The organism is Sphingomonas sp. SL1004, from assembly GCF_057815015.1.
On the sequence record NZ_JBYMUX010000001.1, the window covers coordinates 2,742,824 to 2,766,546 of the forward strand.

The following is a 23,723-nucleotide window of genomic DNA, read 5'->3' on the forward strand; positions in this document are numbered from 1 at the left end:
TTCGACACGCCGCTTCGACACGCTCAGCGGCTACTCGGGACGAACGGATGGTGCCGGTCAGCGCGCTTTCCGCAAGCGAGGCAAGCAACCAACTTAACCCCGAGTACCACCCCGGCGGAGGCCGGGGCCCAATTGGGGGACGTCGTAAACTAGGGTAACGCTTCGTTACTGCGGCCTTGCCAATTGGGCCCCGGCCTTCGCCGGGGTGGTGCATACGTAGAAGCGTCGGGTTCGATCTAAACTTCCGAGCGCCACGCCAAGCCCTCAGACTTCGCTCACCAGCAGCTTGTCGATGCGGCGGCCGTCGAGGTCGACGATCTCGAACTTCCAGCCCTGTTCGACGAAGCTCTCGCCTTCGCCCGGCAGATGGCGGAACACCGACAGTGCGAGCCCGGCGACGGTCGCGTAGTCGCGATCCTCTGGCAGGTCGATGCCGAGGCGGTCGGCGAGCGAATCCGCCGCCATCGTCCCCGCCACCAGCAGCGAGCCGTCGTCGCGCACCACGACCGAAGGCGCATCGTCCGGATCCGAGTCCGACTTGAACTCGCCGGCGATCGCCGCGAGCAGGTCGGCGGGCGTGACGATGCCTTCGAAATGGCCGTATTCGTCATGGATCAGCGCCATCGGCACCTCGGCCTCGCGCAACGCGAGCAGCGCGTCCATCGCGTCGATCTGGTCGATCACCACGGGCGCCTTGCGCATGAGCTTCAGCAGATCGAGCGGTTCGCCACGGAACAGCGCGGCGGCGATGTCGCGCGCCTGGACGACGCCCTGGACGCGGTCGATCGAGCCGTCGCCGACCGGCAGGCGCGTGTGCTGCGACCCGAGCAGGGTCGTGCGGATCTCGTCGGCGGTGCCGTTGCAGTCGAGCCAGTCGATCTCGGTGCGCGGCGTCATCACTTCTCGGACCGGGCGGTCGGCGAGACGGACCACGCCCGAGATGATCGAGCGCTCATGCTCCTCGATGATGCCCGATTTCGAGGCCTCGGCGACGATCATGTGGAGTTCTTCGGCGGTGACGTGCTCTTCCGATTCGCGGTTGAGCCGGAGCGCGCGAAATATGAGCGCGCTGGTCGAATCGAGCACCCAGACGATCGGCGCGGTGCCGATCGCGAGCCAGCGCATCACCGGCGCCATGAACGACGCGATCGCCTCGGGGGCGCGCAGCGCGAACTGCTTGGGGACGAGCTCGCCGATGATCAGCGATGCGTAGGTGGTCAGGCCGATGACGATCGCGAACCCGGCGGTCTCGGCGGTCGAGGCGGACAGGCCCCACGCCTGCAACCGCGCGGCGGTCGGCATGCCGAGGCTGGAGCCCGAATACGCACCTGCGAGAATGCCGATCAGCGTGATGCCGATCTGGACGGTCGAGAGGAACTTGCCGGGATCCGCCGCGAGGACCAGCGCGGCGCGCGCGCCCTTCTTGCCTTGGCGCGCCATCGCCTCGAGCCGCGCCTTCCGCGCGGAGACGATGGCCAGTTCGCTCATCGCGAACACACCGTTCAACGCGACGAGCGCGAGGATGATCGCGACGTCGATCCAGGGGAAGGGGGGAAGCGGTGCCATTGGCTCGACGCCTCTTTGCAGGACAACGGCCCGTCGCACAACCGTCCTTGCACATGCTCGACATCATGCCGCGAAGATGGTCAGGCTCGGTTCAGTGCGCAGGCGGAACAATCGTCGCGACACCGGGTTATCGGCCATAACGGGCATAACGCCGTCCTCATCATGTCTCAGGGAGATTATCTATGAAAACCAAGATGTTCGCAGGCGCTGCGATTGCGGCACTGATCGCCACCAGCGGCTGCACCACCGATCCGGAGACCGGTCGCCAAACCATCTCGAAGACCGCGCTGGGCGGTATCGGCGGCGCGCTGGGTGGCTATCTGCTCGGCGACGTGGTCGGTGGCCGGCACGACCGGACCGAGAAGCTGCTCGGCGCAGGCATCGGCGGCCTCGCGGGTGCGGGCATCGGCGCATATATGGACAAGCAGGAGCGCGACCTGCGTGCGCGCACCGCCGGGACAGACGTGCAGGTGATCCGCCAGGGCGACGATCTGGTGCTCAACATCCCGTCGGGCATCACCTTCGCGTATGACAGCGCCAACGTGCAGCCGCAGTTCCAGCGGACGCTCGATCAGGTTGCCGACACGCTGTCGCAGTATAACCAGACCTATGTCGACGTGTACGGGCATACCGATTCGACCGGCAGCGACGCGTACAACCAGACGCTGTCGGAACGCCGTGCGCGCTCGGTCGCGGATTACCTATCGGGTCACGGCGTGCAGGCGGCGCGTATCGGCACGCGGGGCTATGGCAAGACGCAGCCGATCGCGTCGAACGATACCGATGCCGGGCGCGCTGCGAACCGTCGCGTCGAGGTGAAGATTGTGCCGATCACGCAGAACGACCTGCGCCAGTAAGCTGGACCGGGTGGGGACGGATTGTCCGCTCCCCACCCGTTCGGGCTGAGCGAAGTCGAAGCCCCGCCGTTGCGTACCAGCCCTTCGACTTCGCTCAGGGCGAACGGAGGGTTGGGTACGTGGCGAGATCAGCAGGCGCGGGGGGAGTCTATTAGAACAGTCGTCCGCCGTTCGGGACTGGTCCGGTCGGCGAGATCAGCACCACTTTCCCGTCCGCATCGGGAAAGCCCAGCGTCAGGACTTCCGACATCATCGGGCCGATCTGGCGCGGCGGGAAGTTGACCACCGCGGCGACCTGGCGGCCGACCAGATTTTCCGGCGTATAATGCTCGGTAATCTGCGCGGACGAGCGCTTCACGCCTATTTCGCCGCCGAAATCGATCCGCAGCTTGATCGCGGGTTTCCGTGCCTCGGGAAAGGGTTCGGCCTCGACGATCGTGCCGACGCGGATGTCGACCTTCTCGAAGTCTGCGTAGGTGACCTGGTCAGAAATCGACATTGTCGTAGTGCGCCGGGGGTGAGATCAGCTCCATCCGTTCGGACAGCAGCGGGCGGAAGCTCGGGCGGCTCTTGAATCCGCGATACCAGCGTGCGGTCTGGTCGTGGCCCTTCCAGTCGATCCCGCCGAGGTAATCGGTGACCGATATCTGGGCGGCCGCCGCGAGATCGGCGAGACTCATCGTCGCGCCGCCGAGCCAGTTCCGGTGATCGAGTAGGTAATCCATATAGTCGAGATGCCCGACCGCGGCCTTCATCGCCTCGCGCAGGCCCTTGGCGTCGGGTGCGGTGCGGTGGGCGAGGCGCTTGACCATGCGCTCGTGGAGCAGTGGTCCGGTCACGTCGCGGTAGAAATGCGTGTCGAACCAGGTGACCAGGCGGCGGATCTCGGCGCGGTTGGTCGCGGTGCCGTTAATCATCGCCGCCTTCTCGACGGTTTCCTCGAAGAATTCGCAGATCGCCATCGAATCGATGAGGGGAGCGACGCCGCGCGACGCGTCGACCATCACCGGGGTCTGGCCGGCAGGGTTCATGTCCATGAACTCGTCGCGGCGGTCCCAGGGCGATTCGCGCACCAGTTCGTAGCCCACCCCCTTCTCGCCCAGCAGCAGGCGCACCTTTCGCGAGAAGGGACACAGGGGGAATTGATAAAGCTGCCACATGCCCATCGTTTAGGCGGTGGGGGGCGGCTGTGTCACTAGCGCGGGTTGGCGTCGTGTAAGAAGATTTGGTTCGCGCAGAGGCGCAGAGAGCGCGGAGGTGTTGCGCTTGTCGCGAAGCGTGCATTTCTGCAACTGGCGTTGGAGTGCAAGCAGCCCGTACCGGGCGCCCCTCCGCGTCCTCTGCGTCTCTGCGCGAAACCAACTTACTACTCCACCCCGGCGAAAGCCGGGGCCCAGTTGGAAAGGTCGCGGTAACGAAGCGCCGTCCTTCGTTAGCGACGTCCCCCAACTGGGCCCCGGCCTTCGCCGGGGTGGTGTTTGTGTGGCGTCGCTCTACTCGGCAGCGACCAACTCCGTGCTGTCGTCCAGCGGGTGGCTCAACCGGGTCAGCATTTCCTTCGGCACGATCTGCCAGAAATGGCCGGCTACCCGGTCCCAGTCCTCGAGCAGGCCCTTCGACCATTTGCTGTCGGTGTGGTCCGCATGATCGCGGACCAGATCGAGCAAGACGTCGGCCCAGTGGAGCGACTTCACGCGGTCCCAGGTGATGTTCTCGGGGTTGGCGCGCTTCGCGAAGACGCCGTCGGGATCGTAGACGAACGCCATGCCGCCGGTCATCCCCGCGCCGAAGTTGGCGCCGACCGCGCCGAGCACGACTGCGATGCCGTTGGTCATGTACTCGCACCCGTTCGCGCCGCAGCCCTCGACGACGACGGTCGCGCCCGAGTTGCGGACCGCGAAGCGCTCGCCCGCCTGCCCTGCCGCGAACAGTCGGCCCGACGTCGCTCCGTAGAGCACGGTGTTGCCGATGATCGTGTTCTCTTGGCTCGCCAAAGGCGAACTCACCGCCGGGCGGACGATGATCGTGCCGCCCGACAGTCCCTTGCCGACATAGTCGTTCGAATCGCCGAACACTTCGAGCGTGATGCCCTTGCACAGGAACGCGCCGAGCGACTGGCCCGCAGACCCACGCAACCGGATCGTGACGTGGTTGTCCGCCAGCGTCGACATGCCGAACTTCCGCGTGATCTCGCTCGACAACCGCGTGCCTACCGCGCGGTGCGTGTTGCGCACCGAATAGGTCAGCTGCATCTTCTCGCCACGCGAGAACACCGCGGACGCGTCCTTGATGATCTGCGCGTCGAGGCTGTCGGGGACTTCGTTGCGGAAGGTCGACAGGCTGAAGCGGCGCTGGGAATCATCCGCATCGACCTTCGCCAGGATCGGGTTCAGGTCGAGATCATCGAGATGCTCCGCGCCGCGGCTGACCTGACGGAGGAACTCGGTGCGGCCGATCACGTCGTCGAGGCTCTTCACGCCGAGCCGCGCGAGGATGTCGCGGACCTCCTCGGCGATGAAGGTCATCAGGTTGATCACCTTCTCGGGCGTGCCGACGAACTTCTGTCGAAGCGCATCGTTCTGCGTGCAGATGCCGACTGGGCAGGTGTTCGAATGGCATTGGCGGACCATGATGCAGCCCATCGCCACCAGCGACAGCGTGCCGATCCCGAACTCCTCCGCGCCCAGGATCGCGGCGATGACGATGTCGCGCCCGGTCTTGAGCCCGCCATCGGTGCGCAACCGCACGCGACCGCGCAGGCCGTTGAGCGTCAGCACCTGGTTGACCTCGGACAGCCCCATTTCCCACGGCGTGCCCGCGTACTTGATCGAGGTCTGGGGCGAGGCACCCGTGCCACCGACATGGCCGGCGATCAGGATCACGTCGGCATGCGCCTTGGCGACGCCCGCCGCGACCGTGCCGATGCCCGCCGAGCTGACGAGCTTGACGCAAACACGGGCCCGCGGGTTGATCTGCTTCAGGTCGTAGATGAGCTGGGCCAGATCCTCGATCGAGTAGATGTCGTGATGCGGCGGCGGCGAGATCAGCGTCACGCCGGGCGTCGCGTGGCGCAGCTTGGCGATGAATTCGGTGACCTTGAAGCCGGGCAGCTGGCCGCCCTCGCCGGGCTTGGCGCCCTGTGCGACCTTGACCTCGATCTCCTCGCACGCGTTGAGATATTCCGCCGTAACGCCGAACCGACCGCTCGCGACCTGCTTGATCGACGAGTTCGCGTTGTCGCCGTTCGCATACGGCACGAAGCGCGACTTGTCCTCGCCGCCCTCGCCCGAGACGGCCTTCGCGCCGATCCGGTTCATCGCGATCGCGAGCGTCTCGTGCGCTTCGGGCGACAGCGCGCCGAGCGACATGCCGGGCGTCACGAAGCGCTTGCGGATCTCGGTGATCGCCTCGACCTGGTCGACCGGAACGCCCTCCGCGGGGAAGTTGAACTGGAGCAGATCGCGCAGATACACCGGTGGTAGGTCGGACACGCCACGCGAGAATTGCAGATAGCTCGTATAGCTGTCGGTCGCGACCGCGGTCTGGAGCAGATGCATCAGCTGCGCGGAATAGGCGTGCGTCTCGCCGGTATGGCGCTGGCGGTAGAAGCCGCCGATCGGCAGCGTCGCGACGGCCGGATCGAACGCCGCTTCATGCCGGTCAGTCGCGTTGACATGCAACGACGCATAGCCCTCGCCGCTGATCTTGGCGGGCATGCCGGGGAACAGGTCGTTCACCAGGCTGCGCGAGAGGCCGACCGCCTCGAAGTTGTAGCCGCCGCGGTAGGACGAGATGACCGCGATGCCCATCTTCGACATGATCTTGAGCAGCCCCTCCTCGACCGCGACGCGGTGGCGGCGGAGGCATTCGGCAAGGTCGAGATCGCCGAACAGCCCGCGCGACTGGCGATCGACGATCGCGGCTTCGGCAAGGTACGCGTTCACCGTGGTCGCGCCGACGCCGATCAGCACCGCATAATAATGTGTGTCGAGACATTCGGCGGTGCGGACGTTGATCGACGCGTAGGAGCGCAGGCCCCGGCGGACGAGGTGCGTGTGGACTGCGGCCACCGCGAGCACGCCGGCGATGCCGACGCGGTCTTCGCTGATCGCCTCGTCGGTGAGGAATATCTCGCTCTTGCCCTGGCGGACGGCTTGTTCGGCCTCGTTGCGAATCCGCTGGATCGCCGCGCGCAGCTTCTCCGGGCCGCCGCCGACGTCGAACGTGCAGTCGATCTCGGCGACCGCGTTGCCGAAATGCGCCTTCAGCCGCGACCAATGCTCGCCCGTCAGCACCGGCGAATCGAGCACCAGCACGCGTTCGCGCTGATCGCGGACGTCGAGGATGTTGGCGAGATTGCCGAACCGCGTCTTGAGCGACATCACGTGGCGCTCACGCAACGGATCGATCGGCGGGTTGGTGACCTGCGAGAAGTTCTGGCGGAAGAACTGGCTGATCAGCCGGGGCTTGTCCGAGATGACGGCGAGCGGCGTATCGTCACCCATCGATCCGATCGCTTCCTTGGCGGATTCGACCATCGGCGACAGGATCAGTTCCATGTCCTCCATCGTCTGGCCCGCGGCAACCTGACGGCGTGCGAGCTCGGCGCGGTCGTAGCGCACGACCGCGTCCTCGACCGAGGGGAGGTCGGCGAGCGTGTGGAATTCGCCGATCATCGCGGCGTAATCCGCCTCGCCCGAGATGCGATCCTTCACTTCGCGATCCTGGAGCAGGCGCCCTTCGTCGAGGTCGACCGCGATCATCTCGCCCGGCCCGAGCCGGCCCTTGGCGACGATCGTCGATTCGGGAACGACGACCATGCCGCTCTCGGAGCCGACGATCAGCAGGCCGTCGGAGGTCAGCGTGTAGCGGAGCGGACGCAGCGCGTTGCGGTCCATGCCCGCGACCGCCCAGCGGCCATCGGTCATCGCCAGCGCGGCCGGGCCGTCCCACGGCTCCATCACCGACGCGAGATACTGATACATCGCGGCATGCTCGGGCGGCATGTCCGGGCTGGCGGCTTCGGGGACGAGCATCAGCTTGGCGGTCGGCGCATCGCGGCCCGAGCGACAGATCGCCTCGAACACCGCATCCAATGCGGCGGTGTCGGACGCGCCGGCGGGGATCACCGGCTTGATGTCCTCCGAATTGTCGCCGAACGCGAGGCTCGCCATGCGGATCTCGTGGCTGAGCATCCAGTTCTTGTTGCCGCGGATCGTGTTGATCTCGCCGTTATGTGCGAGGCAGCGAAACGGTTGCGCCAGCCACCATTGCGGAAAGGTGTTGGTCGAATAGCGCTGATGGAAGATCGCGACACGGCTCTCGAAGCGCTGGTCGCACAGGTCCGGATAGAAGACCGACAGCGATTCGGCGAGGAACAGCCCCTTGTAGATGATCGAGCGGCACGACAGCGAGCAGATGTAGAAGCCCTGGATCTGCGCCGCGATCACGCGCTTCTCGATCCGGCGGCGGACGAGGTACAGCGTCTTCTCGAACTCGGCGGCGTCCTGTTCCTCGGGCAGCGGCCCGGCGATCATGATCTGCTCGATCTCGGGGCGCGTCGCCTGCGCCTTCTGGCCGATCACCGACACGTCGACGGGCACCTGCCGCCAGCCATAAATGGTGTAGCCCGCCTCGATGATCGCGCTCTCGACGATCGTCCGGCAATCCTCCTGCGCGCCGAGATCGGTACGGGGGAGGAAGATCATGCCGACCGCGAGACGGTTCGGCCGGACCTTGTGGCCCGACGCGGCGACCGCGTCGTCGAAGAAGCGCAGCGGCAGGTCGATGTGCAGGCCTGCGCCGTCACCGGTCTTGCCGTCCGCATCGACCGCACCGCGGTGCCACACGGCCTTGAGCGCATCGACCGCAGACTGCACGACGCGGCGCGAGGCGCGGCCATCGGTGGCGGCGACGAGGCCGACACCGCAGGCATCGCCTTCGAATTCAGGGCGGTACATGCCTTCCGCGGCGAGGCGGGCGCGTTGATCGATCATCGGAGAACCCTGTTCGTTGCTCATGCCGCCACCTTCGCGTTCGCAGCCTTGGTCTTCAGCCATTTGTGCATCGTCGCGGCCACGTCGCGGCCGTCGCGGATCGCCCAGACGACGAGGCTGGCGCCGCGGACGATGTCGCCCGCCGCGAACACGCCGTCGAGCGACGTCATCAGCGTCTTGCCGTCGACCAGCACGGTGCCCCAGCGGCTCACGCCGAGTTCGGGGGTGGCGAACAGCGTCGGTAGGTCCTCGGCGTCGAAGCCCAGCGCCTTGATGACGAGATCGGCATTCACCGAATAATCGCCTGCGGGATCGGGTTCAGGTGCGCGGCGTCCGCTTGCGTCAGGCGCGCCGAGACGCATCTTCCGCACCTTGACGCTCGACACGGTATCGCCGCCGTCGAAGCTCTGCGGGCCGGAGAGCCAGACGAACTCGACGCCCTCCTCCTCGGCGTTCGCGACTTCGCGCTGCGAGCCGGGCATGTTGGCGCGGTCGCGGCGATAGAGGCACTTCACCGACTTGGCGCCTTGGCGGATCGCGGTGCGGACGCAGTCCATCGCGGTGTCGCCGCCGCCGATCACGACCACGTCCTTGCCCTCCGCATTGAGGCTGCCGTCGTCGAAGGCGGGGACGGCGTCGCCGAAGCCCTTGCGGTTCGACGCGACGAGGAAGTCGAGTGCGGCGACCACGCCGTTCGACCCACCGCCGGGCAGGTCCATCGCGCGCGCCTTGTAGACGCCGGTCGCGATCAGGATCGCATCGTGGCGCTGACGGAGATCGTCGAGGCTCGCATCGTCGCCGACCGCGAAGCCTTCGTGGAAGACGATGCCGGCTGCCTTGAGCCGCTCGACGCGGCGCATGACGATCGGCTTTTCGAGCTTGAAGCCGGGGATGCCATAGGTGAGCAACCCGCCTGCGCGGTCGTAGCGATCATAGACGTGCACGTCATAACCGTGGCCGCGCAGATATTCCGCCGCGGTGAGACCTGCCGGGCCCGCACCGATCACGCCGACCGACTGGCCGCGGGACTTGCCCGGTATCAGCGGTTCAACCCAGCCATTCTCCCAGGCGGTGTCGGTGATGAACTTCTCGACCGAGCCGATCGTGACGGCGCCGTGCCCGGTGAATTCGATGACGCAGTTGCCTTCGCAGAGCCGGTCCTGCGGACAGATCCGGCCGCAGATCTCGGGCATGGTCGAGGTCGCGTTGCTGAGTTCATACGCCTCGCGCAGCCGCCCCTCAGCGGTCAGCCGGAGCCAATCGGGGATATGGTTGTGCAGCGGGCAATGGACCGAGCAATAGGGCACACCGCACTGCGAACACCGCCCGGCCTGCTCCTCGGCGGGCTCGACCGCATAGCGTTGCGCGATTTCGCGGAAATCGTCGGCCCGCTCGTCGGCGGTGCGCTTGTCGGGATAGGATTGCTCCCGGCCGACAAATTTGAGCATCGAATCGTTCGCCATGATAGCCTCCGACAGCTGCGTTATTGCGCGCGCAGAGGCTTGTCACGACTAAATCAACATATAGGACAGCATACGCGCCCTATAAAACTGTATTTTGCGCTCGTTTTTGTGAGAACCATTCTTAACTGCGATTATTGGTTCCGATACGGTCTTATTTGCTCAGCAGCCAGATCAGCGCCGCCGAACCGGCCACCACCCGGTACAACGCGAACGGCACGAAGCCGTGCTTGGTGACGATCCCAACGAACCACTTCACCACCAGCAATGCGACGATGAACGACACCGCGGCGCCGATCGCGATTGCACCAAGCCCGACACCGCCGCCGCTCGCGATCGCATCTCGGTTCTTGAGCAGTTCGAGCGCGCTCGCGCCCAGCATCGTCGGGATCGCAAGGAAGAAGCTGAACTCCGCCGCCGTGCGCCGCTCGACGCCCAGCGCCAGCGCGCCGAGGATCGTCGCACCGGAGCGGCTGACGCCGGGGACCATCGCGAGACACTGCAGGAAGCCGATGCCGATTACCGTCTTCAGCGGGATGTCCGCAACGCCGCTGATGTCGCTGCGCGGCGCGAACCGCTCGACCGCGAGGATCGCGAAGCCGCCGACGATCAGCGCGATCGCGACGACTTCGGCGTTCCCGAGCAGCGCCTCGATATATTTGTGGAGCGCGAGGCCGATGACCGCCGCCGGGATGAACGCCACCACCAGGTTGCGCAGGAACAGCCACGACTTCGGCTCGCGCTTGATCAGCCCCATGCCGACCGCCCAGAACGTCCGCCAATAGAGCACGACGATCGCGAGGATCGCGCCGAGCTGGATCACGACGTTGAACACCTCCCAGCGCCCTGCGTCATAGCCGAGCAGCCGTGTCGCGAGGATCAGGTGGCCGGTCGAGGAGACGGGCAGGAATTCGGTGATCCCCTCGACGATGCCGAGGAGGATGACGGTCAGAAGTTCGGTCAAGCGGGAGCTCCGGCGCGGTAGGTCAGGGCAGTGTCAGCAACGCGTAGCACGCGCAGGATCAGGCGACAGGCACTTCCGCGTGCGTCTCGGCGCGGCGACCGAACCGTCCGGCCTTGCGGAAGCGCACCAGCCAGCCCGGCGCGACCGTCGACAGCGGCGTCGCGTCGATCCCGAACGCCGCAAGGCCGTCGGTGCCGGTGACGACATTGTCGCTCTGCAGCATCGTCCACTGGTCCTTGGTGATCGGCATGCCCGGCAGGAAGCCGGCCTTGGCGATCATCGCGCCGGCAAAGTCCGGCAGCTCGACGATCGACGGCGCGCGACCGATCGTCTTGGCGATCCAGCGGATGAGATTGCCCATCGTGATAATGTCGGGCCCGCCGAGCTCGAAAGTCTTGCCGCCGAACGTCTCGGGATCGGAGGCCGCTGCGACCACTGCATCGGCGACGTTGCCGACGAACACCGGCTGGAACTTCGCGCCCGCGCGCAGCACCGGCACGACCGGCGCCTTGGCGATCATCCCGGCGAACCGGTTCACGAACTGGTCTTCCTGGCCGAACACGATTGACGGCCGCAGGATCGTCGCGGTCGGGAAGGCGTTGAGCACCGCTGCTTCGCCCTGCCCCTTCGACTTGCCGTATGCCGATGCCGAGTCAGGATCGGCACCGATCGCCGAGACATGGACCAGCGCGCCGACGCCGGCCTTGGCCGCCGCTTCCGCAACCGTCTGCGCGCCGAGCGCCTGGATCCGCTGGAAGTCGCCCGCCAGCACCCCGACCAGGTTCACCACCACGTCCGAGCCGTGCACCGCATGCGCGATCGTCTCGGGCTTGGTGACGTCGGCACCGACGAACTGCGTCTGGCCGAGCCCGCCGAGCGGCTTCAGGAAAAACGCCTGCCGCGGATCGCGCTGTGCGATGCGGACGCGGGCGCCCGTCGCCAACAGCGCCTGTGCGACATAGCGGCCGACGAAACCGCCGCCCCCGATCAGCGTCACCAGTTTGTCGTTCATCGCCGTCCGTCCAATTTCTTTTGCCTACGCGCCCCTTGCCCCAGCAAGAGGTGTGTTGACAAGCATCGCGACCGTCCACTAGAGGCGCCCTCCTACCCCGTGCCCGGATGGCGGAATTGGTAGACGCACCAGCTTCAGGTGCTGGCGATCGCAAGGTCGTGGAGGTTCGAGTCCTCTTCCGGGCACCAGTTTTTCGGTCGTCATCGGCATCCCGCGCGATGCCTGACCGGAGACGAAGCGGAGCACGCTTCGCGCCCCCTTTCTATATAGACGCATCGGCTGTGCGAAGGGCGTGTGACCCCTCCAGACCGCACGCACCCCGAACGCCACCGAAAATTCTCGACGTTTCGACGGGTGGTCGCAGCGACGTGTTTTGCTCCCGACCCGCGCGCCGGAACCACAGCAAGCAACCTTTGCTTCCGTCGCGAACTGTCTCCGATCGTGAGGATAACCCTGGCATTACGCCAGCCGACCTCCTGCCACAGCGCGAACGCGGACGTGCGACCAAACGCTCGGGTACGCGTTCAACCCGCTTCGGTTAGCGCGTTACCGGGTTGGCGCCGGGTTGACGGCACCGCCCCGACGCCGCCACCCTCGTACGCGTACACGTAAGGACCACGGTTTCCCCATGCAGCTTGTCATCGTCGAATCGCCTGCCAAGGCCAAAACCATCGAGAAGTATCTGGGCAGCGATTACCGCGTCCTGGCAAGCTACGGCCATGTCCGCGACCTGCCGCCGAAGGACGGTTCGGTCGATCCCGACGATGCGTTCGCGATGACGTGGGAGAATTACGCGGACAAGTCGAAGCAGCTGAAGGCGATCACCGATCTCGCCAAGGTCGCCGACCGCCTGATCCTCGCGACCGATCCCGATCGCGAGGGCGAGGCGATCTCGTGGCATGTCCGCGAGGTGCTGCGGGCGCGGAAGGCGCTGCCCAAGGAGGTCAAGCGCGTCACCTTCAACGCGATCACCAAGGCCACCGTCACCGAGGCGATGAAGAATCCGCGCGAGCTCGACGACGACCTGATCGACGCGTACCGCGCCCGCCGTGCGCTCGATTACCTCGTCGGCTTTACGCTCTCGCCGGTGCTGTGGCGCAAGCTGCCCGGTGCCAAGTCCGCCGGCCGCGTGCAGTCCGTCTCGCTGCGCCTGATCGTCCAGCGCGAGCGCGAGATCGACGTCTTCAAGCCGCAGGAATATTGGTCCGTCACGGCCGAGATGGAGCATGACGGCACCGCGTTCACCGCGCGCCTGACGCAGTTCGAAGGCAACAAGCTCGACCGCCTCTCGATCGGCAACGAAGGCGATGCCCTGCGCGCCAAGCAGGCCGTGCTCGACGGCAATTTCTCGGTCCAGTCGGTCGAGACCAAGCCCGCCGGTCGCAACCCGCCGCCGCCGTTCACGACCTCGACGTTGCAGCAGGAGGCGTCGCGCAAACTCGGTTTCTCGGCGGATCACACGATGCGGATCGCGCAGGGTCTCTACGAGGACGGCGCAATCACCTACATGCGTACCGACGGCGTGCAGATGGATTCGAGCGCGATCAGCGCCGCGCGTCTCGCCGTCGCGAACCGCTTCGACGCGAGCTATGTCCCCGATAAGCCGCGCCAATATCAGTCGAAGGCGAAGAACGCACAGGAAGCGCACGAGGCGATCCGCCCGACCGACTTCGGCAAGGACAAGGCGGGTGGTGGCGATCACGCGCGCCTCTACGACCTGATCTTCAAGCGCGCCCTGGCAAGCCAGATGGCGTCCGCCCGCATGGAGCGCACCACGGTCGAGATGGCCGACGGCACCGGCCGCAACATCCTCCGCGCCACCGGCCAGGTCGTGCTCTTCCCCGGATACCTCGCCTTGTATGAGGAAGGGTCGGACGATTCGGCCGACGAGGACGCCCGTCGCCTGCCGCGGATGCGCGAAGGCGATGCGCCCGCCAAGAAGAAGGTCGACGCCGAGCAGCACTTCACCCAGCCGCCGCCGCGCTTCTCCGAGGCCTCGCTGGTCAAGCGCATGGAGGAGCTCGGCATCGGCCGCCCGTCCACCTACGCGTCGATCATCAAGACGCTGAAGGACCGCGCCTATGTCCGGATCGAAAAGAACCGCTTCTTCGCCGAGGAATCCGGGCGGCTGGTGACGGCGTTCCTGGAGCGCTTCTTCGAGAAATACGTCGGCTACGACTACACCGCCGAGCTGGAGGAGGAACTCGACGACGTCTCCGGCGGCCGCGCGCAGTGGCAGTCGGTGCTCGACGCGTTCTGGCGCGATTTCAAGCCGCGCACCAACGAGGTGATGGAGCAGCAGCCCTCGGCGATCACCGCCGAGCTCGACACCTTCCTCGCGCCGTACTTGTTCCCGGCCAAGGCTGACGGCGGCGATCCGCGGCTCTGCCCCAACTGCGGCGAGGGCCAGCTGGCACTGCGCGGCGGCAAGTTCGGCGCGTTCATCGCCTGCTCGAACTACCCCGAGTGCAAATACACGCGTCGGTTCGCGCAACCCGGCGGCGACGCCGAAGCGGATGCCGGCCCGTCGACGCTCGGCACGCACCCCGACACCGGGCAGCCGATCGAGCGCAAGTCGGGACGCTTCGGCCCGTACCTACAGATCGGCGAAGGCGAGGATCGCAAGATGGCGTCGATCCCGAAGGACATCGGCGAGCTGAACCTCGAATGGGCGGTCAAGCTGCTGTCGCTCCCGCGGACGGTCGGCAATCACCCCGAGACCGGCGAACCGATCATCTCGACGATCGGCAAGTTCGGGCCGTATCTGAAGCACGCGGGCAAGTACGCGCGGCTTCAGACGACGGCGGATGTGTTCGAGACGGGCATGAACGCAGCAGTCGTAAAGCTTGCGGAAGCCGCAGCCGGCGGCGGACGTACCGCGCGCGGGGCTCAGGCACCGCTCAAGATACTCGGCAACCATCCGCGCACCGAGGCCGAGATCAAGCTGATGGAGGGGCGCTATGGCGCCTATGTCACCGATGGCACGACCAACGCGACCTTGCCCAAGTCGATCGAAAAGGACCAGCTGACGCTCGAGGAGGCCGCGTCACTGATCGACGCGCGCGCTGCTGCGGCGCCGGCCACGAAGAAGAAGAAAGCGCCCGCCAAGAAGCCGGCGGCGAAGAAGGCACCGGCCAAGGACGCGGCAGACGCGAAGGCTCCAGCAAAGAAGGCTGCGGCGAAAAAGGCCCCCGCCAAAAAAGCCGCGCCAAAGAAGAAAGCAGAAGCCTGATCCTCCCCTGCAAGGGGAGGGGGACCATGCGAAGCATGGTGGAGGGGGGCTTCCACAAGCGTACCGCTGCGTAAAGTGAGACCCACAAACGCTACGTTCGCGGCACTCCCCCTCCACCCTTCGCCAAGCGGCGAACGGTCCCCCTCCCCGTTCCGGGGAGGATTACGCAGCCCGGCGCTGTGTCAGTTGCATCCAGTCGCGCGCAGCGCGCTGCGCCACCGAGATTTCCCGCGCGGTCATGTCCTCGGCGATCTCCGCGCGACATTCCTGCGCCGCGATGTTCCCCGACACCGCTGCCAGGTTGAACCACTTGTGCGCCTCGATCAGGTCGAGGACGACGCCCGACGTCCCCGTCGAGTACACCATCCCGAGTTCGTAGCACGCCCGGTCGTCGCCGCGTGCGGCATCCGCCAGACGGCGTTCGATACCGATATTCGCATTCTTCAGACTGCTGCCCATGGTCTTGCCCCCAATGTTCGTGAGGACAGACTGCCGTGATTCGGGCTACCAAATGGTTAATGGGTTAACGTCTGCTTTTTACAACTCGCCAAGCCTAGTCGATCGCGATGTTGTCGATCAGCCGAGTCGCGCCCATCCGCGCCGCCGCCAGCAACCGCCGCGGCCGATCCGCCGCGGGGTTCTCCGCCAGCGTCTCGGCATCTGCCAGCGCGACGTAATCGATCGTGAACCCCGCCCCGACCAGGGTCGTCCGCGCATCGTCCAGCACAGCCTCGACGTCCTCGCCCTTAGCGATCGCTCGTGCCGCGACGCCGAGCGCACGCGGCAAGGCCACCGCCTGCTTGCGCTGTTCGTCGTCGAGATAGATGTTGCGCGAGGACATCGCCAGGCCGTCGTCGTCGCGCTGCGTCGGCACCCCGACGATATCGATCGCGAAATCGAGATCGGCGACGAACCGCCGGATCACCGCCAGCTGCTGGTAATCCTTCTCGCCGAAATACGCCGCATCGGGCCCGACCTGATTGAACAGCTTCGACACGACCGTCGCGACGCCGTCGAAATGGCCGGGTCGCGAGGCGCCATCGAGCCCGTCGCTGACACCCGAGACGCGCACCGTGGTGGCGAAACCCTCAGGATACATCGTCTCGACCGTTGGCAGCCAGAGCAGGTCGCACCCGGCCTCGTTGAGCATCCGGATATCGGCCATCTCGCGCCGCGGATAGCGCGACAAATCCTCGTTCGGCCCGAACTGCGTCGGGTTCACGAAGATCGACGCGACCACCTTGGTCCCCGGCCGCTTCGCCGCCTCGATCAGCGCGACATGGCCGGCGTGGAGCGCGCCCATCGTCGGGACGAGCGCGACGCGCTGCCCCGCCGCACGGAAGGCGGCGACGCTTTCGCGCAACGCATTAAGGTCCCGGACGATGTCCACGTGAAACTCCTACTCGATAAGTGCGGTCGCGGCTTCTATGAAGGGTGACTGTTACGATCAATAAGGAAACGCGCGTTGGCCACGGGCCCCGACTCACCCCAAGCTTCGACGCATGTCATCGTGTTCGCCAACGAGAAGGGCGGCACCGGCAAGTCGACGACCGCGGTGCACGTCGCGATCGCGCTTGCCGCGAAGGGTGCGCGCGTCGCGTGTCTCGATCTGGATCACCGCCAGCGCACCGTCGGCCGCTATCTCGACAACCGCGCGGAGACGATGAAGCGTAACGGCTCGGTGCTGCCGATGCCGCGCCACGCGACGCTGTCGGAGCAGAGCGAGGACCAGTTCGAGGACCTCTGGCACTCGCTGTGCGAGGGTTCGGATTTCCTGGTCGTCGACACGCCGGGCCGCGACGATCCGTTCGCGCGCACCGCCGCCGCGCTCGCGAACACGTTGGTGACGCCGATGAACGACAGCTTCGTCGACTTCGACCTGATCGGCCAGGTCGATCCCGAGACGTATCAGGTGACTCGCCCAAGCTTCTATTCCGAACTGATCTGGGATGCGCGGAAACAGCGCGCACGCGCCGACGGCACGACGATCGACTGGGTCGTGCTGCGCAACCGCCTCCAGCATATCGAGGCGCGCAACATGCGCCGCGTGTCGGACGCGCTGGCGCAACTGGCGAAGCGCGTCGGTTTCCGGATCATCCCGGGCCTCGGCGAGCGCGTGATCTACCGCGAGATGTTCCCCGCCGGCCTGACGATGATCGACTCGAAGGCGTTCGGCAGCATGGGCCTCGCGCATGTCGCGGCACGTCAGGAACTGCGCGAGATGATGGCGGCGCTGCAGCTGCCGGACGTGGTCGCCGAGCGCGCACCGGACGTGGCTGCGTGAAGTGGATCGTCGCCGCGCTGTTTATCTGGGCGGCGTGGCATTACCTGCGGCCCAAGCCCAAATCTGAACGGCGCGTCGTCACTGACGAGGCAGAGGCCCGGTCGATTCTCGGCATCGATCGCACCGCGGACGCCGACGCAATCCGCAGCGCACACCGCCGCCTGATCGCGTCGGTCCACCCCGACCGCGGCGGCTCGACCGACCTGACCCGCCGGGTAAACGCAGCGCGCGACCTGCTGCTGAAGCGCGCTTCCCGATAACACCCACCGCCGTTCGTCCTGAGCGAAGTCGAAGGACATTGGCTCGAACCTGTCCTTCGACTTCGCTCAGGACGAACGGAAGTACGACATGACCCACCAGTTCGACCCGACCTCGCTCCGCGAATACGACATCCGCGGGATCGTCGGCAAAGCGCTAGGCCCCACAGATGCCGTCGCCATCGGCCGCGGCTTCGCCACCCGCATCCGCGCCGCCGGCGGCACCCGCGTCGCCGTCGGCTATGACGGCCGCAATTCCTCGCCGGAGCTCGAAGCCGCGCTCGTGTCCGGCCTCGCAGCCGGCGGTGTCGACGTCGTCCGGATCGGCCTCAGCACCTCGCCGATGCTCTATTATGCCGAGGCCACGCTAGAAGTGGATGGCGGCATCCAGGTAACCGGCAGCCACAATCCCCCCGAATATAACGGCTTCAAGATGGTGCACGCGCACGCGCCATTTTTCGGCGACGACATCCAGGACCTCGCCACGCTCGCCGCCTCGGGCGCCTGGAGCGAAGGCGCGGGCGAAGTGACGACCGCCAACGTGCTCGACGCCTATGTGGACCGGCTGATGCTCGGCTATGCGGGCGGCGCGTACCGGATCGGCTGGGACACCGGCAACGGCGCCGCCGGCCCGGTGATCGAGAAACTCGTGAAGCTCCTTCCGGGTGAGCATCATGTGATCTTTGCCGAAGTCGACGGCAATTTTCCCAACCATCATCCCGATCCTACCGAAGAGGCGAACCTCGCCGATTTGAAACGCCTGGTCGCGGAAAAGAACCTCGATTTCGGACTGGCGTTCGATGGCGATGGCGACCGGATCGGTGCGGTCGACGGGCTGGGACGGGTCATCTGGGGCGATCAGATTCTCGCCATTTTGGTCGAACCTGCGCTGCGCGAACACCCCGGTGCGCCGATCGTCGCCGACGTGAAGTCGAGCCAGGCGCTATTCGACCGAATCACTGAACTGGGCGGCGAGCCGGTCATGGCCCCCACCGGTCACAGCCTGATGAAGACCGCGATGACCCGCACCGGTGCCCCGTTGGGAGGCGAACTCAGCGGGCACCTGTTCTTCGCCGGCGAATATTACGGCTTCGACGACGCGCAATATGCGGCGGTACGGCTGATCCGCGCGGTGCATCTGTCGGGCCGCTCGCTGACCGAACTGCGCGACGCGATGCCAGCGCTGGTCGCGACGCCGGACGTGCGCTTTCCGGTAGACGACACGCGCAAGTTCGCGGTCGTGGACGAGGTGATCGCGCGGCTTCGGTCGGCGGACGCGGAGATGACCCTCACGGATGGCGCGCGCGTGACTACGCCGGACGGCTGGTGGCTGCTTCGTGCCTCGAACACGCAGGCGATGCTGACCGTCCGGGCCGAGGCGAAGGACCAGGCCGCGCTCGATGCGCTGCTCGCGGAGGTAGACGCGCACCTCGCGGCTAGTGGGGTAACCCGAACCTAACCACAAGCATTGCACCACCCCGGCGAGGCCGGGGCCCAGTTGGCAAGGTGGATATAACGAAGCGCCACCCTTCGTTAGCAACGCCCCCCAACTGGACCCCGGCCTCCGCCGGGGAGGTGCAGGTGGATGGAAGGTCGCTACACTTGCACAAGCCACCGAACCGATTGACTCATGGCCGGCCCAGCCTACTTTCCCCCACCACCCCAAGGAGTCCCCCCGTGGAGCGCCCAGTCGACGAATTCCGCTCCAGCACTCGCCGCTGGCTGCTCGGCAGCTTCGCCGGCTGGGGCACGTTGCTCACCTGCCTCGCCGGCATCGGCTTCGTCCTCATCGGCATCCGCTGGCTCAAGAACCGCAGCGCGAGCTACGAGATCACCGACCAGCGCCTGATCATCAGACGCGGCATCCTGTTCAAGACGATCGACGAGATCGAGCTCTACCGGATCAAGGACGTCCGCCTCGGCTACTCGCTGCTCAACCAGATGACCGACATCGGCACGATCACCTTAACCTCCAGCGACCGCACGACGAGCGGCGGCGAGTTCACCCTCCGTGACATCCCGATGGCGCGCGACCGCCGCGAGGGCCTGCGCAAGCTCGTCGACCGCGCGCGCCAACGTCGCGGCGTTCGCGAACTGGACGTGGAGGATGCATACGCGCTGGATTAAGCGCGCTTTTGTCCCCACATGGCGGGCATGGCGCCCTCCTATCCAAAGCCCAAACCGCAACCGCAGATGATCCGAGTCGTCGACCTGGAGACCACCGGCTCGGCCCCGCCCGCGCACGGCGTCTGCGAAATCGGCTGGCAGGATGTCGCGCTAGGCGAGGACGGCCGCTGGGAGATCTACGGCGAAGGCGGCAGCCTGCTGGTCAATCCCGGCCGGCTGATCCCGCCGATCACCCAGGCGATCCACCACATCCTCGACGAACAGGTCGCCGATGCGCCGTACTGGCACGACTGCGCGCGCCAGGTGCTCGACCCTTGGCCGCGCCGCCTCGCGCTCGCCGCACACCGCGCCGATTTCGAACAGAAATTCTGCACGTCAGCGCTGACCCGCGACGCCGAATGGATCTGCACCTGGAAATGCGCGCTGCGGCTCTGGCCCGATTCGCCGAGCTTCTCGAACCAGGTGCTGCGCTATTGGCGCAAGCCCCACGGCATGGATCACGAGCGCGGCCTCCCGGCGCACCGCGCGTTTCCCGACGCATACGTCACTGCGTTCCACCTGCGCGACATGCTCAACGAGGCGAGTTTTGCGCAACTCGTCGAATGGTCGCGCGACCCAGGGCTCATCCCGCGTGTCCGCTACGGCCCTGACCGCGGCAAGGAATGGTCAGAACTCGACCACGAGACGCTGATGGCGTTCATGACCGATCGGGATCCCGATATCCGCTTCACGGCCAACCACGAGATGGACCGGCGCAGCGGCGGCGGCCGGGTCGGCAAGGCCAGCGCACAGGACCTGCTGCTTTGATCTGAATTAAGAAGCTCGTGCCTAGCCAAGTCGCGAACGGCGGCCTAGGTCCGGCCGATGAACGTTGAGCTGCCGCAACGATTGAGCGTCAAGGAAGGTTGGATCGGCCGCGTCCTGATCGCCTTCATGGCGCTCGGCTTCGTCGCGCTGCTCGCGGCGGCGCTGGCGATCGGCTGGATCACGCTGCACACCCAGCACTACACCGCCGCAGTCGTCCATACGCAGGACGTCCGCCAGGCGATCGCCGACGTCCAGGTCCAGCTCGAGCAATCCGAAACGGCACGGCGCGGCTATCTGCTCAACGGCAAGCCGCTGTTCCGCGAGGCGTATGCGCGGACGTCCAACGGAATCGAGCCGAGGCTGGCCCGCCTGCGCCGGATGACCGCCGACAATCCGCACCAGACCACGCGGCTCGACCATATCGAGACACAGTTCGCCCGGTTGCGCACGCTTCGCACCCAGTCGATGATGCTGGTCGGCGCTGGCCGGATCGGCGAAGCGCAGCGCCGCTTCAGCGCTGACGCCAGCGTGCCGCTGACCCGCGCGATCCGTTATCGCACCCAGGCGATGGCGAACGAGGAGTTGACGCTGCTCAGCCGGCGGACCGTTCTGCAGCAGGGTGCGACCAAGCTGTTCATGGCGGTGGCCGTCGCCGCGGCGATTCTGCTGGTCGTCGTCGCGATGCTGTCGCTGGTGGTGGTGCGACGCTACACCAACGATCTGGCCAGTTCGCGCAACGAACTCCGCGCGTTCAACGAGCATCTCGAGGAGGAGGTCGCCGAGCGCACCGCCGATCTCAGCCGCGCGAACGACGAGATCCAGCGCTTCGCCTATATCGTCAGCCACGATCTCCGATCGCCGCTGGTCAACGTGATGGGCTTTACCGCCGAACTGGCCAGCGCGGCCACGCCGCTCGCCGAACTGGTCGACCGCGTCGAGGCAGACGCCCCGCACCTGCTGACCGAGGACGCCCGGCTGGCCGCGCGCGAGGACCTGCCCGAGGCGATCGGCTTCATCCGCACCTCGACGCAGAAGATGGACCGGCTGATCAACGCTATCCTGAAGCTCGCACGCGAAGGGCGCCGGACGATCACCGCCGAGCATATCGATCCGGCCCAGCTGGTCGACACGATCATCGGCTCGATGCAGCACATCATCGACGATCGCGGCGCCACCGTGCGCGTCGAGCGACCGATGCCGCCGGTCGTCACCGATCGCCTCGCGCTCGAACAGATTCTGTCGAACCTGATCGAGAACGCGACCAAATATCTGAAGCCCGGCCGCCCCGGCGAGATCGTCGTGCGCGGGCATGTCGAGCGCACGCGCACGATCCTGTCGGTGGTCGACAATGGCCGCGGCATTGATCCGCGCGACCATCAGCGCGTGTTCGACCTGTTCCGCCGATCGGGCGCGCAGGATCAGCCGGGCGAAGGGATCGGACTCGCACACGTCCGCGCGCTCGCCTATCGTCTCGGCGGTACCATCGACGTCAGCTCGACACTGGGCGACGGCGCGACGTTTCGTCTAAACCTGCCGGCGACGCTGGCCATTCAGGACGCTTCATGAACGATCACAAATCCGTCGGCATCGTGATGATCGAGGACGATGAGGGCCATGCCCGCCTCATCGAGAAGAACATCCGCCGCGCCGGCATCCTGAACGATATCCGGCATTTCACCGACGGCACCACCGCGCTCGATTTCCTGTTCAATGCGGCCGACGGCCCGGCCAAGAGCGGCCCGGCGATGATCCTGCTCGATCTCAACCTGCCCGACATGAGCGGCACCGACATCCTGACCCGGATCAAGGCGGAGGGCAGCCCGCTCAAGCGCACGCCGGTCGTCGTGCTGACCACCACCGACGACAAGGTCGAGATCCAGCGCTGCTACGATCTCGGCTGCAACGTCTACATCACCAAGCCAGTGAACTATGAGAGTTTCGCGCAGGCGATCCGCCAGCTCGGGCTGTTCCTGTCGGTGATCCAGGTTCCAGACGCAGAGGACTGAGTGACCGGCCCGCTCGTCCTGTACATCGACGACGACGCCGGCATCCGGCGGTTGGCGGCGCGTGCGCTTCAACGTCGCGGCTATGTGATGACGCTTGCCGAGACGGGCGCGGAAGGCGTGGTGAAGGCCGCCGCCGAGCGCTTCGACCTGATCGCGGTCGACCATTACATGCCCGGCATGGACGGCCTCGAGACGCTCGAAGCGCTTCGCCGCCTGCCCGATCCGCCGCCCGTGGTGTACGTCACCGGCTCCGAGGAGGGCCGCATCGCGGTCGCCGCGCTGAAAGCGGGCGCCGCCGATTATGTCGTGAAGACGGTCGGCGAGGATTTCTTCGACCTGCTCGCGGCCTCGTTCGAACAGGTCCGCGCACGCTCGGTACTGGAGCATGCCAAGGCTTCCGCGGAAGCCGACCTGCGCGCCAGCAACGCCCGGCTCGAAGCGCTGCTCGGCGAGGTGAACCACCGCGTCGCCAACTCGCTGCAACTCGTCTCGGCGATGGTGCGGCTGCAGGCCACCGCGCTGGTCGATCCGGCGGCGCGCGAGGCGCTGGAGGATACGCAGCGACGGATCCAGGCGATCGCGCAGGTCCACCGCCGACTCTATACCAGCAACGACGTCGAGAATGTCGACATGCAGGAATATCTAGGGGCGCTGGTCGACGAACTCGCCGAGACCTGGTCGACCGAGGCCCTGCCGCGCGCGCTCAGCCTTGCCGCCGAACCGATCCGCCTGCCCACAGACCGCGCGGTATCGCTCGGCGTGATCGTCACCGAACTCGTCACCAACGCGTGCAAATACGCCTATCCGACCAGCGGCGGCGAGGTTCGCGTCGCGCTACGCCGGATCGACGAGGACATCTTCCTGCTGGCGGTCGAGGACGATGGCTGCGGCATTCCCGAGGACGCCGTGCCGCGCGGCACTGGGCTTGGCACGAAGCTCATCCGGGCGATGGCGCAGAGCCTGCAGACCATCGTCGAATATGATCCGACCCACACCGGCGTCCGCGCGACGCTGCGGGCGGCGGTACGCTGAGGCGTACTGCGGCCTCGGCCTCTTTCCCTTCCCTGTAATCCTCCCCCGCCAGGGGGAGGTGGCGCCGAAGGCGACGGAGGGGGAGGATACGAAACAGCGGTTACCCTTACCTCCCCCTCCGTC

The 23,723-nt window shown here is 66.4% G+C and carries 19 protein-coding genes and 1 tRNA gene; 11 read left to right on the forward strand and 9 right to left on the reverse strand.

What is annotated here, in order from left to right:
- Positions 1-264 precede the first annotated feature (264 nt).
- Positions 265-1,566 carry a hemolysin family protein gene (locus AC3D24_RS12345; RefSeq protein ID WP_489031035.1) on the reverse strand — a complete coding sequence of 434 codons (1,302 nt, stop codon included), beginning with the start codon at positions 1,564-1,566 and terminating at the stop codon, positions 265-267.
- A 182-nt stretch (positions 1,567-1,748) separates the two neighbouring features.
- On the opposite strand from AC3D24_RS12345, the gene AC3D24_RS12350 reads away from it, so the two are divergent.
- Positions 1,749-2,423 carry a YiaD family glycine zipper/OmpA-like lipoprotein gene (locus tag AC3D24_RS12350; RefSeq protein WP_056063994.1) on the forward strand — a complete coding sequence of 225 codons (675 nt, stop codon included), beginning with the start codon at positions 1,749-1,751 and terminating at the stop codon, positions 2,421-2,423.
- 151 nt (positions 2,424-2,574) lie between these two features.
- Here AC3D24_RS12350 and AC3D24_RS12355 read toward each other — a convergent pair whose 3' ends face one another.
- The 6 genes from AC3D24_RS12355 to AC3D24_RS12380 form a co-directional block, all read right to left on the reverse strand.
- Positions 2,575-2,922: a tRNA-binding protein gene (locus tag AC3D24_RS12355; RefSeq protein ID WP_489031038.1), complete on the reverse strand. Its 348-nt coding sequence runs from the start codon at positions 2,920-2,922 to the stop codon at positions 2,575-2,577.
- Positions 2,909-3,583, reverse strand: a complete 675-nt coding sequence (locus tag AC3D24_RS12360; protein WP_056054264.1) for a glutathione S-transferase family protein — start codon at positions 3,581-3,583, stop codon at positions 2,909-2,911. The genes AC3D24_RS12355 and AC3D24_RS12360 overlap by 14 nt, the downstream gene beginning before the upstream one ends.
- Positions 3,584-3,916: 333 nt before the next feature.
- Positions 3,917-8,419, reverse strand: a complete 4,503-nt coding sequence (gltB, locus tag AC3D24_RS12365; protein WP_489033137.1) for a glutamate synthase large subunit — start codon at positions 8,417-8,419, stop codon at positions 3,917-3,919.
- A gap of 20 nt (positions 8,420-8,439) precedes the next feature.
- The gene (locus tag AC3D24_RS12370; RefSeq protein ID WP_489031040.1) at positions 8,440-9,882 is read right to left on the reverse strand and encodes an NAD(P)-dependent oxidoreductase; all 1,443 of its coding nucleotides are present in this window, start codon (positions 9,880-9,882) and stop codon (positions 8,440-8,442) included.
- Between the two features lie 151 nt (positions 9,883-10,033).
- A complete protein-coding gene (locus AC3D24_RS12375; protein WP_489031042.1) occupies positions 10,034-10,843 on the reverse strand; it encodes an undecaprenyl-diphosphate phosphatase in 810 nt (269 codons plus the stop codon).
- A gap of 58 nt (positions 10,844-10,901) precedes the next feature.
- Complete coding sequence (locus AC3D24_RS12380) at positions 10,902-11,855, reverse strand: complex I NDUFA9 subunit family protein (RefSeq protein ID WP_489031044.1); 954 nt, start codon at positions 11,853-11,855, stop codon at positions 10,902-10,904.
- Positions 11,856-11,956: 101 nt separating this feature from the next.
- Between AC3D24_RS12380 and AC3D24_RS12385 the strand changes: the two genes are divergently transcribed.
- Together AC3D24_RS12385 and topA are read left to right on the forward strand one after the other, a co-directional pair.
- Positions 11,957-12,043, forward strand: a tRNA-Leu gene (locus AC3D24_RS12385).
- A gap of 440 nt (positions 12,044-12,483) precedes the next feature.
- Complete coding sequence (gene topA, locus AC3D24_RS12390) at positions 12,484-15,087, forward strand: type I DNA topoisomerase (RefSeq protein ID WP_489031046.1); 2,604 nt, start codon at positions 12,484-12,486, stop codon at positions 15,085-15,087.
- A gap of 162 nt (positions 15,088-15,249) precedes the next feature.
- On the opposite strand, the gene AC3D24_RS12395 is transcribed toward topA, so the two are convergent.
- Entirely contained in the window at positions 15,250-15,546 is a 297-nt protein-coding gene (locus AC3D24_RS12395; RefSeq protein WP_056487338.1) for an SEL1-like repeat protein, read from the reverse strand.
- A 94-nt stretch (positions 15,547-15,640) separates the two neighbouring features.
- Positions 15,641-16,477 (reverse strand): pantoate--beta-alanine ligase, encoded by an 837-nt coding sequence (gene panC / locus AC3D24_RS12400; RefSeq protein ID WP_489031049.1) that lies wholly within the window; start codon positions 16,475-16,477, stop codon positions 15,641-15,643.
- A 75-nt stretch (positions 16,478-16,552) separates the two neighbouring features.
- Between panC and AC3D24_RS12405 the strand changes: the two genes are divergently transcribed.
- The 8 genes from AC3D24_RS12405 to AC3D24_RS12440 all read left to right on the forward strand — a co-directional run bounded on the left by AC3D24_RS12405 (position 16,553) and on the right by AC3D24_RS12440 (position 23,600).
- Positions 16,553-17,371: a division plane positioning ATPase MipZ gene (locus tag AC3D24_RS12405; RefSeq protein WP_489031051.1), complete on the forward strand. Its 819-nt coding sequence runs from the start codon at positions 16,553-16,555 to the stop codon at positions 17,369-17,371.
- Positions 17,368-17,631: a DnaJ domain-containing protein gene (locus tag AC3D24_RS12410; RefSeq protein WP_489031053.1), complete on the forward strand. Its 264-nt coding sequence runs from the start codon at positions 17,368-17,370 to the stop codon at positions 17,629-17,631. The genes AC3D24_RS12405 and AC3D24_RS12410 overlap by 4 nt, the downstream gene beginning before the upstream one ends.
- Before the next feature lie 88 nt (positions 17,632-17,719).
- A complete protein-coding gene (gene pgmG, locus AC3D24_RS12415; protein WP_489031055.1) occupies positions 17,720-19,087 on the forward strand; it encodes a phosphoglucomutase/phosphomannomutase PgmG in 1,368 nt (455 codons plus the stop codon).
- 218 nt (positions 19,088-19,305) lie between these two features.
- Positions 19,306-19,755, forward strand: coding sequence for a PH domain-containing protein (locus AC3D24_RS12420; protein ID WP_489031057.1), 450 nt, complete (start codon positions 19,306-19,308; stop codon positions 19,753-19,755).
- A 27-nt stretch (positions 19,756-19,782) separates the two neighbouring features.
- Positions 19,783-20,562: a 3'-5' exonuclease gene (locus AC3D24_RS12425; protein ID WP_489031059.1), complete on the forward strand. Its 780-nt coding sequence runs from the start codon at positions 19,783-19,785 to the stop codon at positions 20,560-20,562.
- 57 nt (positions 20,563-20,619) lie between these two features.
- Positions 20,620-22,128 carry a sensor histidine kinase gene (locus tag AC3D24_RS12430; protein WP_489031061.1) on the forward strand — a complete coding sequence of 503 codons (1,509 nt, stop codon included), beginning with the start codon at positions 20,620-20,622 and terminating at the stop codon, positions 22,126-22,128.
- Positions 22,125-22,568: a response regulator gene (locus AC3D24_RS12435; protein WP_489031063.1), complete on the forward strand. Its 444-nt coding sequence runs from the start codon at positions 22,125-22,127 to the stop codon at positions 22,566-22,568. The genes AC3D24_RS12430 and AC3D24_RS12435 overlap by 4 nt, the downstream gene beginning before the upstream one ends.
- Positions 22,569-23,600, forward strand: coding sequence for a sensor histidine kinase (locus AC3D24_RS12440; RefSeq protein ID WP_489031065.1), 1,032 nt, complete (start codon positions 22,569-22,571; stop codon positions 23,598-23,600).
- The last annotated feature ends 123 nt before the right edge of the window (positions 23,601-23,723 follow it).